The 16,087-nt window shown below is 48.3% G+C and carries 17 protein-coding genes; 16 read left to right on the top strand and 1 reads right to left on the bottom strand.

What is annotated here, in order from left to right; all coding sequences use genetic code 11:
* From qcrB to ACWJJ4_RS08840, 5 genes are all read left to right on the top strand, one after another.
* Window positions 1-675, top strand: coding sequence for a menaquinol-cytochrome c reductase cytochrome b subunit (gene qcrB, locus ACWJJ4_RS08820; RefSeq protein WP_003153485.1), 675 nt, complete (start codon window positions 1-3; stop codon window positions 673-675).
* Window positions 676-706: 31 nt separating this feature from the next.
* Window positions 707-1,474: a menaquinol-cytochrome c reductase cytochrome b/c subunit gene (locus ACWJJ4_RS08825; RefSeq protein ID WP_003153486.1), complete on the top strand. Its 768-nt coding sequence runs from the start codon at window positions 707-709 to the stop codon at window positions 1,472-1,474.
* A 107-nt stretch (window positions 1,475-1,581) separates the two neighbouring features.
* Window positions 1,582-2,175: a DUF1405 domain-containing protein gene (locus ACWJJ4_RS08830; RefSeq protein ID WP_021734183.1), complete on the top strand. Its 594-nt coding sequence runs from the start codon at window positions 1,582-1,584 to the stop codon at window positions 2,173-2,175.
* 67 nt (window positions 2,176-2,242) lie between these two features.
* Window positions 2,243-3,025 (top strand): sporulation protein YpjB, encoded by a 783-nt coding sequence (ypjB, locus tag ACWJJ4_RS08835; protein WP_017418030.1) that lies wholly within the window; start codon window positions 2,243-2,245, stop codon window positions 3,023-3,025.
* A 29-nt stretch (window positions 3,026-3,054) separates the two neighbouring features.
* On the top strand, window positions 3,055-4,230 hold the full coding sequence (locus ACWJJ4_RS08840; RefSeq protein ID WP_077722516.1) for an oxalate decarboxylase family bicupin: 1,176 nt from the start codon (window positions 3,055-3,057) through the stop codon (window positions 4,228-4,230).
* Between the two features lie 23 nt (window positions 4,231-4,253).
* Here ACWJJ4_RS08840 and ACWJJ4_RS08845 read toward each other — a convergent pair whose 3' ends face one another.
* The gene (locus ACWJJ4_RS08845; RefSeq protein WP_003153493.1) at window positions 4,254-5,126 is read right to left on the bottom strand and encodes a YitT family protein; all 873 of its coding nucleotides are present in this window, start codon (window positions 5,124-5,126) and stop codon (window positions 4,254-4,256) included.
* 142 nt (window positions 5,127-5,268) lie between these two features.
* Here ACWJJ4_RS08845 and ACWJJ4_RS08850 point away from each other — a divergent pair, with 142 nt between their 5' ends.
* The 11 genes from ACWJJ4_RS08850 (at window position 5,269) to dinG (ending at window position 16,080) form a co-directional block, all read left to right on the top strand.
* Complete coding sequence (locus ACWJJ4_RS08850) at window positions 5,269-5,604, top strand: nucleotide pyrophosphohydrolase (RefSeq protein ID WP_003153495.1); 336 nt, start codon at window positions 5,269-5,271, stop codon at window positions 5,602-5,604.
* A gap of 8 nt (window positions 5,605-5,612) precedes the next feature.
* Window positions 5,613-6,416, top strand: a complete 804-nt coding sequence (gene dapB / locus ACWJJ4_RS08855; RefSeq protein WP_102422764.1) for a 4-hydroxy-tetrahydrodipicolinate reductase — start codon at window positions 5,613-5,615, stop codon at window positions 6,414-6,416.
* Between the two features lie 22 nt (window positions 6,417-6,438).
* Complete coding sequence (mgsA, locus tag ACWJJ4_RS08860) at window positions 6,439-6,852, top strand: methylglyoxal synthase (protein ID WP_003153499.1); 414 nt, start codon at window positions 6,439-6,441, stop codon at window positions 6,850-6,852.
* Complete coding sequence (bshB1, locus tag ACWJJ4_RS08865) at window positions 6,845-7,558, top strand: bacillithiol biosynthesis deacetylase BshB1 (RefSeq protein WP_146284427.1); 714 nt, start codon at window positions 6,845-6,847, stop codon at window positions 7,556-7,558. The genes mgsA and bshB1 overlap by 8 nt, the downstream gene beginning before the upstream one ends.
* Window positions 7,555-8,688 (top strand): N-acetyl-alpha-D-glucosaminyl L-malate synthase BshA, encoded by a 1,134-nt coding sequence (gene bshA / locus ACWJJ4_RS08870; RefSeq protein WP_020955989.1) that lies wholly within the window; start codon window positions 7,555-7,557, stop codon window positions 8,686-8,688. The genes bshB1 and bshA overlap by 4 nt, the downstream gene beginning before the upstream one ends.
* Window positions 8,689-8,692: 4 nt before the next feature.
* Window positions 8,693-9,883, top strand: a complete 1,191-nt coding sequence (locus ACWJJ4_RS08875) for a CCA tRNA nucleotidyltransferase (protein WP_094247831.1) — start codon at window positions 8,693-8,695, stop codon at window positions 9,881-9,883.
* Window positions 9,868-10,845: a biotin--[acetyl-CoA-carboxylase] ligase gene (locus tag ACWJJ4_RS08880; protein ID WP_070082025.1), complete on the top strand. Its 978-nt coding sequence runs from the start codon at window positions 9,868-9,870 to the stop codon at window positions 10,843-10,845. The genes ACWJJ4_RS08875 and ACWJJ4_RS08880 overlap by 16 nt, the downstream gene beginning before the upstream one ends.
* A gap of 244 nt (window positions 10,846-11,089) precedes the next feature.
* Window positions 11,090-11,923: a 3-methyl-2-oxobutanoate hydroxymethyltransferase gene (gene panB / locus ACWJJ4_RS08885; RefSeq protein ID WP_070082024.1), complete on the top strand. Its 834-nt coding sequence runs from the start codon at window positions 11,090-11,092 to the stop codon at window positions 11,921-11,923.
* Window positions 11,924-11,926: 3 nt separating this feature from the next.
* Complete coding sequence (panC, locus tag ACWJJ4_RS08890; protein ID WP_077722511.1) at window positions 11,927-12,787, top strand: pantoate--beta-alanine ligase; 861 nt, start codon at window positions 11,927-11,929, stop codon at window positions 12,785-12,787.
* Between the two features lies 1 nt (window position 12,788).
* On the top strand, window positions 12,789-13,172 hold the full coding sequence (gene panD, locus ACWJJ4_RS08895; RefSeq protein WP_003153510.1) for an aspartate 1-decarboxylase: 384 nt from the start codon (window positions 12,789-12,791) through the stop codon (window positions 13,170-13,172).
* Window positions 13,173-13,293: 121 nt separating this feature from the next.
* Complete coding sequence (gene dinG, locus ACWJJ4_RS08900) at window positions 13,294-16,080, top strand: ATP-dependent DNA helicase DinG (RefSeq protein ID WP_167860238.1); 2,787 nt, start codon at window positions 13,294-13,296, stop codon at window positions 16,078-16,080.
* The last annotated feature ends 7 nt before the right edge of the window (window positions 16,081-16,087 follow it).

A 16,087-nucleotide genomic window follows, 5' to 3' on the forward strand; every position in this document is an offset into this window, starting at 1 on the left:
ATGCTGAATAAAATTTATGACTGGGTGGATGAACGTCTCGATATTACGCCGATGTGGCGGGATATCGCCGACCATGAAGTGCCGGAACATGTAAATCCCGCTCACCATTTCTCGGCTTTTGTCTATTGTTTCGGCGGTTTGACGTTTTTTGTAACCGTTATCCAAGTGCTCTCAGGGATGTTTTTAACGATGTATTATGTGCCGGATATAAAAAACGCGTGGGAATCTGTGTATTATTTGCAGAATGAAGTCGCTTTCGGGCAGATTGTAAGGGGTATGCACCATTGGGGCGCAAGTTTAGTCATCGTGATGATGTTTTTACATACGCTGCGGGTTTTCTTTCAGGGAGCTTATAAAAAGCCTCGGGAATTGAACTGGATCGTCGGTGTTCTGATCTTTTTTGTGATGCTCGGTCTCGGTTTTACAGGGTATCTGCTTCCGTGGGATATGAAGGCGCTGTTTGCGACAAAGGTAGGTCTTCAGATTGCGGAGGCGACGCCATTGATCGGAGCGCAGGTGAAAACTCTTCTTGCCGGCCACCACGATATTGTCGGCGCTCAAACGCTGACGAGATTTTTTGCGATTCACGTATTTTTTCTCCCTGCCGCTTTGTTTGCGCTCATGGGCGCCCACTTTGTCATGATCCGCAAGCAGGGAATTTCAGGACCGCTTTAATACAAATCTGATATAAAAGGGAGGGGATGACATGCACCGGGGGAAAGGAATGAAGTTTGTAGGAGATTCAAGGATACCGGCTGAAAAAAAACCGAATATACCGAAAGACTATTCAGAGTATCCTGGAAAGACAGAGGCGTTTTGGCCGAACTTCCTGCTGAAAGAATGGATGGTCGGAGCCGTTTTCCTCGTCGGATTTCTCGTTTTAACGATTGTGCACGAGCCGCCTTTGGAACGGGTGGCGGACCCGACGGATACAGGGTATATTCCGCTGCCGGATTGGTATTTTCTATTTTTATACCAGCTTTTAAAATATGAATATGCCGCAGGGAGCTACACCGTTATCGGGGCGATGATTATACCGGGGCTTGCCTTCGGGTCGCTGCTTTTGGCTCCGTTTCTCGACAGGGGGTCTGAAAGAAGGCCGTGGAAGCGTCCGGTTGCCGTCGGGATGATGCTTTTGGCGCTTTGCGCTACGGTCTTTTTAACGTGGCAGTCAGTCGCGACACATGACTGGGCGAAGGCGGAGGAGCAAGGGAAAATTAAAAAAGAAGCCGCCATTGATACTGAATCAGACGGTTATAAGGTATTTAAAGAACAAGGCTGTATTTCCTGTCACGGGGATAATCTTCAAGGGGGAGGCGCCGGTCCGTCCCTGGTCGATAACGGGCTGAGCCCGGAAGAAATTAAAAAAATCGCCGTCAAAGGGAAAGGGCAGATGCCAGCCGGTATTTTTAAAGGGAATGACAAACAGCTTGATCAGCTGGCGAAGTTCATTTCTGAAACGACAGCGAAATAACGTATTGTGAAGTAGACAACAGCAGGATATACTTTTATGAAAAGAGCTGACCGGATGTCAGCTTTTTTTGCATGATACATACTTTTTACGGACTGAGAGTTGATGGTATGAGGTGGATTTCTTATCTTTTAGGGTTGCGCGGCATGCTTCTGCTTGTTCTTGCCGTTAATTTTATCGGTACGGTGTACGGCTATTATTGGTATGTGCCGCAGCTTGCGGACACGCCGTTCCGATTTCTGATATTTGTGCCTGACAGCCCGACGGCGACGTTTTTCTTCCTGTTTGTGCTTCTGGCATTTCTCATGGGAAGAAACGCGCCGCTGTTTGAAGCGCTGGCTCTTGTAACCCTTGTAAAATACGGGCTGTGGGCGGTCGGAATGAATGTCTTTGTGCTGGTCAAAATGGGGCAGATGCCTTGGGAAGGGTACATGCTGATTGCTTCACATTTTGCCATGGCCGTTCAAGGCGTTTTATACAGCCCGTATTTTCGGTTCCGGTTATGGCATCTTGCCGTTGCCGCTGTTTGGACGCTTCATAATGATGTCATTGATTATCTTTTCGGCATGATGCCCCGCTACTCAATGCTCAATGACTATATGCAAGAGATCGGCTATGCTACATTCTGGCTGAGCATATTTTCACTCGGCCTTGCATACTATTTGGTGATTTCCAAAAGACGGATAAAGCTTGACTTACACTGATAGAATCTTGGTCTAACCTTGTCCCGCTCCTCATATTCTGTAAAGAGAAGGAGTGGGAGGGACCTCTATGAAACGAAAGCTGACGATCTGTCTTTTACTTGCTCTTATGTGTTTCATCACAACTGCCAAAGCTGAAGATGAGGGCGGTCTCAAGGAACTGAACGACCTTTCGGATACCGTTTTCCAAATGACGCGGCATTCGCAGTATGATGAGGCTCTGCAAGTGCTTGGCTACTTTAAGAAAAAAATGACACACGTAAACTCACTGAGCGGCGCCGAAGTCAGGCAGGTGACTCTGGGCTTTAATGATTTAGTGCGCGTCCTGAAACAGGCAGACGCCTCAGATACCGAAAAAATCCGGGCAGCCGCCCAGTTCAGGTTGGTAATGGATGCGATGGAAGACCACTCCGATCCGCTGTGGGGTTCGCTTGAAAGACCGATTATGGCGACATTCAGCGCCTTAAAAGAAGATGTCAGCGGAAACGGAAGTGAAAATTTCAATGAAAAGTGGAATGAATTTATATCATTATATGATTTAATTTATCCCAGCCTGACAATGGATGTGTCGGCCGGCCAGCTTGATACGGTGGCGAAACATATCGAGGTGATTGAGCAGGAAGGGTTTCAGCAGATGACAAAAGGAACAAAGCTTGAGCGTCTGACGCTCCTGCAGCAGGATTTAAAGCGGGTTTTTGACAAGGTGGAGCGGGATGACGCTGACCCTTCGCTGCTCTGGGTCATTCTGACAACAGGCGGTATCATTATTACTGCGCTGACATATGTCGGCTACCGAAAATACAGAGCGGAAAAAAAGAAAGAGAAAAAGCGTGAGTATCCTAAGTCTAAATAAACACAAATTGCTGTAAAGGAGCTAAGCCAGTGAAAAAACTCATCCAGCAATTGGCTTCAAAACACCTCCCGCAGCCGATCAGAGGCAGAAAAGGGGCGACTGACGAAGGACCGCGAAACCTCGCGCGTGACTTCCAGAATCCTGACATGCTCGTTCCGCCTTCAACGGATGCAGGAACGGTTCAAAACTTGAAATTCTCATTTTCTGATACGCATATGAGGCTTGAAGACGGCGGATGGTCCAGAGAGGTGACGGTCAGGGAACTGCCGGTATCCAAAAACATCGCGGCGGTGAACATGAGACTGAAACCGGGAGCTGTGCGGGAGCTTCATTGGCATAAAGAAGCCGAATGGGGATATGTGATTAACGGAGGAGTACGTTTAACTGCGGTCGATCAAAATGGGCGGAATTTTATTGATAACGTAAGTGAAGGGAACCTGTGGTATTTTCCTTCCGGCATTCCTCATTCCATTCAAGGATTAGAGCAGGGAAGTGAGTTTTTGCTCGTCTTTGATGACGGCTCTTTTTCAGAAAACAGCACCTTTTCAGTAACGGACTGGTTTGCCCATACCCCGCGCAGCGTGCTGGAGGCGAACTTCGGTGTTCCGGGTTATGAGCTGGCTTACATTCACAAGAAAGAGCGTTACATGTTCCAGCTGGAACCGCCTCCCCCTATTGAGCGGGCAGCAGTTTCTTCCCCGGAAGGCCCCGTTTTGGAGCCATTCAGCTACAAGCTTTCCCGGCAGGAGCCTCTTGTTACCGGCGGGGGAAGAGTAAAGATTGTCGATTCAAAAACGTTTAAGGTGTCAAAAACGATTGCCGCAGCTCTTGTGGAGGTCGAACCCGGAGGCATGAGAGAATTGCATTGGCATCCCAATACGGACGAGTGGCAGTATTATCTTTCAGGAGAAGCGAAAATGACGGTGTTTGCGGCGGAGGGAAGAGCGCGGACATTTAACTATCAAGCGGGTGACGTAGGATATGTTCCTTTTGCAATGGGACATTATGTTCAGAATACCGGTGACACCGTGCTTCGCTTTCTGGAAATCTTCAAAAGCGACCGTTTCGAAGATGTCTCCTTAAACCAATGGCTGGCACTGACGCCGCAGCGCTTTGTCGAGCAGACGCTCAATGTCAGTCCGGCATTCGCCCGCCGATTGAAAAAGAAAAAATCACCGGTTGTCAAATGGAAACACGAACAGTAAAGGCGGCAAAAGCCGCCTTTTTATTATCGTCTGATCGGATTTTTATTTTCATCAAGCGTAAATCCTTCGCCGAGCACATCATGGACGTCGCTTACTGCAACAAAGGCGTGCGGGTCAACGGAAGTGATGACGCTTTTCAAAAGCACAATTTCGTTTTTCGGAACGACGCAGTAAAGAACGTCCCTGTCTTCTTTTGTATATGATCCCTGTCCTTTTAAAACGGTGACGCCGCGCTCCATCTCTTCAATGATTTTTTGCTGGATCAAATCGTTTTTCGAAGAAATAATCGTTGCCCCTTTTGCGGCATAGCCGCCTTCCTGTATAAAATCAATCAATCTCGCAGCGACAAAAACGGCTACAAGCGTGTACATCGCTTCCTTGTAAGAAAGATACGTAAACAAAGAAAGCAGAATGACACAGGCGTCAAAGGCAAACATCGTCCGGCCCATCGGGATTCCGAAAAATTTGTTGATCAGCCTGGCGATGATATCGACCCCGCCCGTCGTGCCGCCGTATTTAAAAATAATGCCGAGACCCGCGCCGATAAAAACACCGGCGAACAAGGCGGCCAGCGCTAAATCATGCGACAGCGGCATATGAATTTCGTAGCGCTGAAAAACACTCAGAAAAACGGAAAGAGAGACGGTGCCGATCAGGGTATAGACAAACATCGTCCGGCCGAGCATACGCCAGCCGATGAAAAAGATAGGAATGTTTAATACCAGGTTGGAAATAGAAGGGCTGATGTGGAATAACGCATATAAAAGCAGCGTAATGCCGGTAAATCCGCCTTCCGCCAAATTGTTCTGCATATTAAAGTGAACCAGTCCGAATGAAAAAACAGCGGCGCCGATTAAAATAAAGCAAATGTTTTTGATTCTGATTTCTCCAAGCATTGCATCAAACCCCTTTTCCTTCCATAAGATTGCGTAAATATTATAGTGGATACAAAAGAAAACAGCAAACCGCCGTTTTTAACATTTGTCAAATGTACTTGAATTAGCTAACATGGAAGAGATGACAGGAGGTATTCGCACAGTGAGTGACAAAACGATGAAAGACTTACAAGCTGAGGTCGATGAATATATCGGCCAATTCAAAGAAGGCTATTTCAGCCCGCTTGCCATGATGGCCCGTCTCACGGAAGAACTGGGCGAACTTGCAAGAGAAGTCAACCATTATTATGGGGAAAAGCCGAAGAAAACGACGGAAAATGAGAAAAGCATGGAAGAGGAAATGGGCGATGTGCTGTTCGTTCTGATCTGCCTCGCCAACTCCCTTGATATTTCATTGGAGGAAGCTCATAACCGCGTCATGCATAAATTTAATACACGTGATAAAGACCGCTGGACTAGAAAAGAAGAAGGAAAGTAGGAGAAACCATGTCAAATGAAACCATTAAAGTCGTCATTGCCGGACCGAGAGGCAGAATGGGCCAGGAGGCCGTAAAACTTGCCGTCCGCACGCCTCATTTTGAGCTTGTCGGCGCCATTGACCATACATACGATCAGCAAACATTGCGGGAAGTGATGTCAGCTGATTCAGACGCTCTTATTTATACGGATATCCGCGCATGTTTCCAAGAAACAAAACCGGATGTACTGATCGATTTGACAACGCCTGAAATCGGCAAAAAACATACGAAAGCCGCTCTTGAACACGGCGTCCGCCCCGTTGTGGGAACGACCGGATTTTCTGAAGCGGATTTAGAGGAGCTTCAAGCTTTGACTGAAGAAAAAGGAATCGGCGCTATCATCGCTCCGAATTTTGCATTGGGCGCGGTGCTGATGATGAAGTTCTCACAAATGGCCGCCAACTATTTTGAAGATGTAGAAATCATTGAGCTTCATCATGATCAAAAGCTGGATGCCCCGAGCGGAACGGCGCTGAAAACAGCGGAAATGATTTCAAACGTCCGTACAGAAAAGCAGCAGGGCCATCCTGATGAAAAAGAAATTCTGCCGGGCGCCCGCGGTGCTGAATTAAACGGCATCCGCCTTCACAGCGTGCGTCTGCCGGGCCTTATCGCCCACCAGGAAGTCATGTTCGGCATGGACGGCCAGACGCTGAAACTGCGCCATGACTCCTATAACCGGGCTTCCTTTATGTCAGGAGTGAAGCTGTCAGTGGAGCAAGTGATGAAAATCGACCAGCTTGTATACGGACTCGAAAATATTATCGACTGAATCGGCAAGGGGGAGAACATCAATGAAAATTGCTTTGATTGCTCACGATAAAAAAAAGCAGGATATGGTTCAGTTTACGACCGCATATAAAGATATATTGAGCCATCATGAGTTATACGCGACGGGTACGACAGGCTTAAAAATCCAGGAAGCGACCGGATTGTCCGTTGAACGTTTTCAATCCGGCCCGCTCGGCGGAGATCAGCAAATCGGCGCATTGATTGCGGCAAACGCCCTGGATCTCGTCATTTTTCTGCGCGATCCGTTAACTGCGCAGCCTCACGAACCGGATGTCTCGGCGCTGATCCGGCTGTGTGACGTATACGCGATCCCGCTCGCCACAAATATGGGAACAGCGGAAATCCTCGTCCGGACGCTGGACGGCGGGGCATTTGATTTCCGCAATCTTGTGCGCGGAGGAGAGCCGAATGTCTGAACACGTTGATATTCTGGCGTTCGGCGCCCATAGTGATGATGTCGAGATCGGTATGGGCGGCACGATCGCAAAATTTACGGTTCAAGGAAAAACCGCGGTGATATGCGATTTGACCGAGGCCGAACTATCATCTAACGGAACGGTAGGGATAAGAAAAGAAGAAGCGGCAGAGGCGGCACGAATTCTCGGCGTAAAAGAGAGAATCCAGCTTACGCTTCCCGACCGCGGGCTTTTGAAAAGTGAGGACGGCATCCGCCGGATTGTCAGTGTCATCAGAGCCTGCCGGCCGAAAACCGTTTTCATGCCTTATCCGAAAGACCGCCATCCTGACCACGGCAATGCGGCGGCTTTGGTCGAAGAGGCGGTGTTCTCGGCGGGAATTCATAAATACAGAGATCATCAGGAACTGCCGGCTCATAAGGCTCAGCGCGTATACTATTATATGATCAACGGGTTTCACCGTCCGGACTTTGTAATCGACATAACGGAAACCATCGATCTGAAAAAAGAAAGCCTGCACGCCTATCAAAGCCAGTTTATTCCTACGGCGCAGTCAGTGAACACACCGCTGACTAACGGTTATATCGAAATGGTGGAAGCGCGGGAAAGACTGTATGGCAAAGAAGCCGGGACGGGGTATGCTGAAGGCTTCTTTTCAAAACAGCTTCCCGTTTTGAATGATGATGTTTTTGGGGGCGGACAATGAGACCATTAAAAATAGGGATTACATGCTACCCGAGTGTCGGAGGCTCGGGTATTATTGCGACGGAACTCGGCAAGCTGCTTGCGGAAAAAGGGCACCAGGTTCATTTCATCACATCAAGCATCCCGTTCAGATTAAATACATATCATCCGAATATTCATTTTCATGAGGTGGAAGTCAACCAATACGCGGTATTTAAATATCCGCCTTATGACCTTACGCTGGCGAGCAAAATCGCCGAGGTGGCCGCGAGGGAAAATCTTGATATCATTCACGCGCATTATGCGCTGCCGCATGCGGTATGCGCTTATCTCGCCAAGCAGATGCTCAAGCGTGACATCGGCATCGTGACGACGCTTCACGGTACGGACATCACCGTTTTAGGATATGATCCGTCATTAAAAGATTTAATCCGTTTTGCCATCGAAGCGTCCGACAGAGTGACGGCGGTATCAACCGCGCTTGCCGGAGAAACGTATGACTTAATCAAGCCGGATAAAAAAATTGAGACCATCTACAACTTTATTGATGAACGTGTTTATCTTAAGAAAAATACAGAGAGTATAAAAGAGAAACATGGTATTTTGCCGGATGAAAAGGTCGTCATCCATGTTTCGAACTTCAGAAAAGTAAAACGTGTTAAAGATGTCATCCGCGTTTTCCGTAATATCGCAGCCAACACAAAGGCGAAGCTCCTGCTTGTCGGTGACGGGCCGGAAAAGTGCGTCGCTTGGCAGCTTGTCGAAAAATACGGACTGCAGGATCAAGTGTTGCTCCTCGGAAATCAGGACAGGGTGGAAGAGCTGTATTCCATCAGCGATCTTAAGCTTCTTCTGTCTGAAAAAGAAAGTTTCGGACTCGTCCTCCTTGAGGCGATGGCCTGCGGCGTGCCGTGCATCGGAACAAATATCGGCGGCATCCCGGAAGTGATTAAAGATCAAGTAAGCGGTTTTCTGGTGGAAGTCGGCGATATTCAGGCGGCATCTGAAAAAGCGCTTGCCGTTTTAGAAGATAAACAGCTCAGCAAACGATTGACTGATCATGCGCTGAAAATGGTGGAGACCGCCTTTTCTTCGCAAAGAATCGTCAGTCAGTATGAACGGATTTATGACGAATTGGCAGGACCGGAGTGATCTTATGGAACAGGAATTTGTCAAAGCCCTCCCCATCCTTCATCATCTGATGAAGGCGGGCCATCAGGCGTACTTTGTCGGGGGAGCCGTCAGAGACAGCTATATGAAACGAAAAATAGGTGATGTGGACATCGCAACCAGCGCTTTGCCGAATGAGGTGGAGCGTCTCTTTAAGCGGACTGTCGATGTAGGAAAAGAGCACGGCACCGTCATCGTCCTGTGGGAAGATGAAACCTATGAAGTCACCACTTTTCGTGCCGAATCAGAATATAAGGACTACCGGCGCCCTGAAGCTGTGCGGTTCATTACTTCTTTATCAGAAGACTTAAAGCGGAGAGACTTAACGATTAATGCGATGGCGATGTCTGCCGAAGGAGAGCTGCTTGATTATTTCGGAGGCGCACATGATATCGGACAAAAGCTAATCCGTACGGTGGGTAACCCTGAAGACCGTTTTCGGGAAGACGCTCTGCGGATGATGAGAGCCGTCCGCTTTATGAGTCAGCTCGGCTTTCTGTTAGAAAAAGATACAAGAGAGGCCGTCATAAAAGACAGGGAGCTTATGGCACATGTATCAGTAGAACGAAAGACCGTCGAGTTTGAAAAGCTGATGCAGGGCGCTTTCTCACAAGAAGCGATTCAAACGATGGTGCAGACAGGTCTGATACAAGAGCTGCCCGGCCTTTCCGGTTATGAGCAGCAAATGCTTGAAGCAAGCGGCTTTCCGTTTTCTTCTTTAGATGCACGCGAAGAACGCTGGGCAGCGCTGTTATTGTTTCTCGGTCTTTGTCCGAAAAGCGCCGAGGCGTTTTTAAAACAATGGAAACTGCCGGGAAAAGTCATAAAAAAAGCGGTGCAGATCATAAGCGTTTATCCGGCGCAGCTGGAAGCAGAAGCGATGTACCGGGCAGGAGAGGCGCTGTTTTCAGCCGTTAAAATCGGGATGCTGAAACAGCATAAGACGATTGATGAACAAAAGCTGAAAGAGGTTCAGAGCCTGTATGAGCAGCTGCCGATCAAAAGCCTTCGAGACCTTGACATTTCAGGCGCTGATCTGATGGAGCTCAGAAACCGCCGCGCGGGTAAATGGGTGGCCGAAGAACTTCGCCGGATTGAAGAAGCGGTATTGGCAGGGAAGCTTCCTAACCGAAAACATGACATAAAGGAGTGGCTCGCATCATGGGATCTACATTAAGAACCCGATTAATTGATTTATTTTCTGAGGCGGGTGACGGCTTTATCTCCGGGCAGAAAATAAGTGACGCGCTCGGCTGCTCGAGAACCGCCGTTTGGAAACATATAGAGGAGCTCCGCAAAGAGGGCTATGAGGTTGAGGCGGTCAGACGAAAAGGGTACAGGCTCATTAAAAAACCGGGGAAACTCAGTGAATCCGAAATCCGTTTTGGGCTGAAAACAGAGGTTTTGGGCAAACAGCTTCATTACCGGGACGTCCTGCCGTCCACCCAAAAAACCGCTCATGAACTTGCCAATGACGGCGCGCCGGAAGGGACGCTCGTAGTGGCCGATAAACAAACGGCAGGCAGAGGAAGAATGGCCAGAGTATGGCATTCACAGGAGGGAAATGGGATTTGGATGAGCCTCATTCTGAGACCCGACGTTCCTTTGCAAAAAACGCCGCAGCTCACCCTGTTATCCGCCGTTGCGGTCGTACAGGCCATCGAGGCTTTTACAGGTGTACAGGCCGCCATTAAATGGCCGAATGATTTAATGATTCACGGCAAAAAAGCTGTCGGGATTTTAACTGAGCTGCAGGCGGAAGAAGACCGTGTCCGTTCGGTTATTCTCGGGATCGGCATCAACGTGAACCAGCAGGAAACCGATTTTCCCGTCGAGCTTCAGGACATTGCGACGAGCCTGAGCATGGAAGCCGGCGAAAAAATTGACAGAGCGGGTCTGATACAAGAGATTCTGCTGACTTTTGAAAAACGCTATCAGGATTACTTGAACCACGGCTTTACACCGATCAAGCTGCTATGGGAAAGCTATGCGGTCGGACTGGGGAACGAGCTCAGAGCGAGAACGCTGCAAGGAACGTTTTACGGGAAATCGCTCGGCATTGATGATGAGGGAGTTCTTCTTTTGGAAACGAGAGACGGTATAAAGAAGATCTATTCTGCCGATATTGAGCTCAATTAATCTTAGTTGGTACAAGCCTCGTGAATTTGGTATACTTCCTATGGGCAGTATCATAATGAACTGCACCTGATCAGCAGAACAGAGATTACGAAAAGTCTGCCTTGATCCAAAAAAGGACTGGGACAGAGGGATGACATTCGCCGAACGTTAAACAAGTGGGAATCCTTCTTATTTTACAGAAGGCTTTTTTGCTTGCGAAGAATTGGCGGCTCATCTCCTCACCGTTTAGAGGAGGAGAAACAGAATGAAAACAAAACTGGATTTCATGAAAATGAAGGAAAACGGAGAGCCGATCGTGATGCTGACCGCTTACGATTATCCGCAGGCAAAGCTTGCGGAACAGGCGGGAGTCGACATGATTTTAGTCGGGGATTCGCTCGGAATGGTCGTGCTCGGACTCGATTCAACCGTCGGCGTAACGGTCAGTGACATGATTCACCATACAAAAGCGGTAAAACGCGGTGCGAAAAATACGTTTATCGTAACTGACATGCCGTTTATGTCTTACCACCTTTCAAAAGAGGATACATTGAAAAACGCCGCGGCCATTATTCAGGAAAGCGGCGCGGACGCGTTAAAGCTGGAAGGCGGAGACGGCGTTTTCGAATCCATCCGCGCGCTGACTCTCGGCGGAATTCCCGTCGTCAGCCATTTAGGCCTCACACCGCAGTCTGTCGGCGTATTAGGCGGATATAAAGTGCAGGGAAAAGATGAGCAAAGCGCGAAAAAGCTCATTGAAGACAGCATCAAATGCGAGCAGGCGGGAGCGATGATGCTCGTGCTTGAATGTGTGCCTGCTGAACTGACTGCTAAAATAATAGAAGAAGTATCCATTCCCGTTATCGGAATCGGAGCCGGTTCAAAAGCGGACGGCCAAGTCCTTGTCTATCATGACGTCGTCGGCCACGGCGTGGACAGAACACCGAAGTTCGTGAAGCAATACGCCAAAATCGACGGCACGATTGAGTCGGCCCTCAGCGATTATGTCCGTGATGTGAAAGAACGGGTTTTCCCGGAAGAAAAGCATTCCTTTCAGATAAACCAAACTGTGCTGCAAGGCTTGTACGGAGGAAAGTAAGCGATGAAACAACTGACAGAAACTCAACAGCTGAAAGAATTAATTGCACAATACCGCTCAGAAGGCCGGACGATCGGATTCGTCCCGACAATGGGTTTTCTTCATGAAGGACACCTGACGCTGGTTGAAAAAGCAAACAAAGAAAACGATATTGTCGTGATGAGCATCTTTGTCAATCCGACTCAATTCGGACCGGGCGAGGATTACGAAGCATATCCGCGAGATTTAAAGCGCGATGCCCGGCTTGCAGAACAGGCGGGAGCAGATGTTTTGTTTACGCCGTCTCCAAGTGACATGTATAAAGGCGAGCAAAATGTTGCCGTGCAAGTGAAAAGGAGAACTGACGTGTTGTGCGGCGCCTCCCGCGTCGGCCATTTTGACGGAGTGGCCACTGTGCTGACGAAGTTTTTCAATCTCGTTAAACCGACCCGCGCCTACTTCGGCCTGAAAGATGCCCAGCAGGCAGCGGTTGTGGACGGATTGATTGAGGATTTCTTTATGGATATCGAATTGGTTGCAGTGGACACGGTCAGAGAAGAAGACGGACTTGCCAAAAGCTCTCGCAACGTCTATCTGACTGAGCAGGAACGCAAAGAAGCGCCGATGATCTATAAAGCATTGCAGCAAGGTGCCGAACTTGTCAGAGACGGTGAAAGAAATCCGGAAACCGTTATAAAAACCGTCACCGGTATCATCGAAAACACAGGCGGCGTCATTGATTATGCCGAACTGTACGCTTATCCGGAGCTGACTCCGCTTAAAACATTAAACGGCAAGGTCATTCTGGCCTGCGCCGTCCAATTTTCTAAAGCCAGACTGATTGATAATATCATTATTGATATTGATGAATGGGAGAGATCATAATATGTACCGCACTATGATGGCCGGAAAACTGCACCGCGCTACCGTGACGGAAGCCAATTTAAACTATGTCGGCAGCATAACGATTGATGAAGATCTTTTAGATGCCGTCGGAATGCTCGCTAATGAAAAAGTTCAGATTGTGAATAATAATAACGGGGCGAGACTTGAAACGTATATTATTCCCGGTAAACGGGGGAGCGGCGTCATCTGTTTAAACGGAGCTGCCGCCCGTCTCGTTCAAGAAGGAGATAAAGTCATTATTATTTCTTATCAAATGATGTCCGATCAGGAAGCAAAAAGCCATCAGCCGAAGGTGGCCGTTCTGGATGATCAGAATAAAATCGAGCAGATGCTGGGCCAGGAGCCGGCACACACGATTTTGTAAAAGAGCCCCCTTCATGGGGGTTTTCTTTTAAGATTTAGGGGCAAAAGCTGTTTTTCCGCTCCATTTCTCAACAAAACGTGTTACACTTTTCTCGTATGCAAGAATTGAGGTGTCCATTTTAATGAACAAACAACGGTTCGTTGTCATAGATGTCGAAACAACAGGAAATTCGCCGAAAAAGGGCGATAAAATCATTCAAATCGCAGCGGTTGTCATTGAAAATGGACAAATAACTGAGCGGTTTTCAAAATATATCAATCCGAATCAGGCCATCCCGCCGTTTATTGAACAGCTGACCGGAATTTCGTCCGGAATGGTTGAAAATGAACTGCCGTTTGAAGCGGTCGCAGAGGAGATTTTTCATCTGCTTGACGGCGCGTATTTTGTTGCCCACAATATTCATTTCGACCTCGGATTTGTCCGGCATGAACTGAGCGAAGCGGGCTATGAGCTGCCGGATTGTGAAGTGCTTGATACGGTTGAGCTTTCGCGTATTGTTTTCCCGGGGTTTGAAGGATATAAGCTCGGTGAGTTGTGCGCAGAGCTGAATATTGTTCATGACCGCCCTCACCGCGCAGACAGCGATGCGGAGGTTACGGGCCTGGTCTTTTTAGACATTTTACATAAACTGAAACATTTGCCTTTACCGACGTTAAAGCAGCTTAGAAGACTTTCACAGCATTTTATCAGCGATTTGACGATGCTTTTGGATTCTTTTATACATGAAAGCAGGCCGGCGGAAGAAAAGAGCTGCATTCCATACGCCTCTTTTTCAATTAAAGAGCCCGATCACATTCCGGTTTCCCGTCCGGTGAATGCGGCCATTGACCTTGAAAAGTGGAACGAAGAAAAAGAACAGATCTTGTCCGGCATCATCCCCCGCTATGAAAAGCGGAAAGGACAGCTTACGATGATGGATGAAGTGCTTGGCGCCTTCCGCAATCGGGAGCATGCGCTGATTGAAGCGGCGCCCGGCATCGGAAAAACGATCGGTTATCTCGTTCCGGCTGTTTTATTTGCCAAAGCGGAACAAACTCCCGTCATTATCAGCACGTACTCCACTCTTTTGCAGCAGCAGATCATGTCTAAAGATCTTCCGCTTTTGGAGCGTATGTTTCCTTGGCCGGTCAAAGCCGCTATTTTAAAAGGGAGATCACATTATCTGTGCCTGCCGAAGTTTGAACATATTCTGCATGAGGAAGATGACAACTATGATGCCGTTTTGACGAAAGCGCAGCTTCTCGTCTGGCTGACGGAGACTGAAACGGGCGACGCCGCTGAGCTGAATCTTCCATCAGGCGGCAGATTGCTGTGGGAGCGCATGGCTTACGATGAGAATTCTTTTATGAAAAAAGGGAAGGACTCGGCTGCCGGGTTTTATGAACGGGCTAAAGAAAAAGCGCAGGCCGCAGATCTGATTATCACAAATCATGCTTTGCTGTTTTCAGATCAAAGCAGTGAAACGAAAAAACTGCCTGCAAGCGGAACGGTCATCATTGATGAAGCGCATCATTTCGAACGCGCCGCCAGCGAGCACCTGGGGAAGAGAGCTTCATACATCGGACTGCACACAAAGCTCAGCCGAATCGGAACCTTAAAGGAACACGGACTGTTAAAGCGGATGAGAAAACTGTTTTATACGTATGAACTGCCGGCGGAAAGTTTTTTTGACGCCGATGAGTGGATGAAGCATATTCAATCGGAAAGCGACGCATTTTTCAGTTCAGTGCATTCTTTTGTCAAACGAAGAAAACCTAAAGACGATCTGAACCGTCTCGTCTATAGTCTCAATCATAAAAGCCAGGATAAGGGGTTTCACATGATAACGGACGGAGCGGAGCGGCTTTGTGCGATGCTGGATCAGCTGCTTGACATGTTTTCCGTACAGGAGAAACTGTTACATCAAAAGCTTGATCAGATGAAAAGCGGAGCGGCTTTTTTAGCGGGCGAATATGTAAAGTGTATCAGGGGGCTGAAAGAATATCGCGATACGTTCAGCAGGCTGCTGTTTGAAAATGATGAGAAAGAAGCCGTTTGGGTTGAAATTGATGCGAAGGGCGCAAAAAATGCCGTCAGCATCTATGCGCAGCCTTTGGAGCCCGGTGAAATGCTGGCAGACCAGTTTTTCGCCCGCAAAAAAAGCGTTGTGCTCACATCAGCGACCTTAATGGTGGAGCAGTCTTTTCAATTTATGATTGAAAGGCTCGGACTTGCGGATTTTTATCCGCGCACCAAAAGCATCCCGTCTCCTTTTTCTTACGATGATCAGATGAACGTCATCATTCCGAAAGAGATGAAATCCGTTAAATATGACGGGGAGCGGGAAGTCATTGAGCATATTGCCAAGTATGCAGAAATCATGTCAAAGGGAAAACAGCCGAAGATCCTTGTCCTGTTTACGTCTCATGATATGCTGAAAAAAGTGTATCAGGAACTGAAACTCAGTATGGAGATCTCAGGCATTCAGCTTCTCGCCCAAGGTATTTCAGGCGGGAGTCCCGGTAAATTAATGAAAACCTTTAAAACGGCAAGCCGGGCGATTTTGCTCGGGACGAATCATTTCTGGGAAGGCGTTGATTTTCCGGGGGATGAATTGTCAACCGTCATGATCGCAAGACTTCCTTTCAGGGCGCCTGATAATCCGCTTCACGCCGCAAAATGCGAATTTGCCAAGAAGCAGGGGAAAAATCCGTTTCAGACGATTTCCCTGCCTGAGGCCGTGTTAACGTTCAGACAGGGGATCGGGCGCCTGCTCCGTACGGCGGGAGACAAGGGAACGATCGTTCTTTTAGATCAGCGTGTAAAGACGGCGGGATACGGACGGCTGTTTCTTGAAGCGCTCCCGACTTCATCCCTTTTGGAGCTGACGGATGCCGAGCTCGGGGCTTATGTCAGCCAAACGGAATAAAAGCCGC

It is taken from the genome of Bacillus sp. JK62, assembly GCF_053663455.1.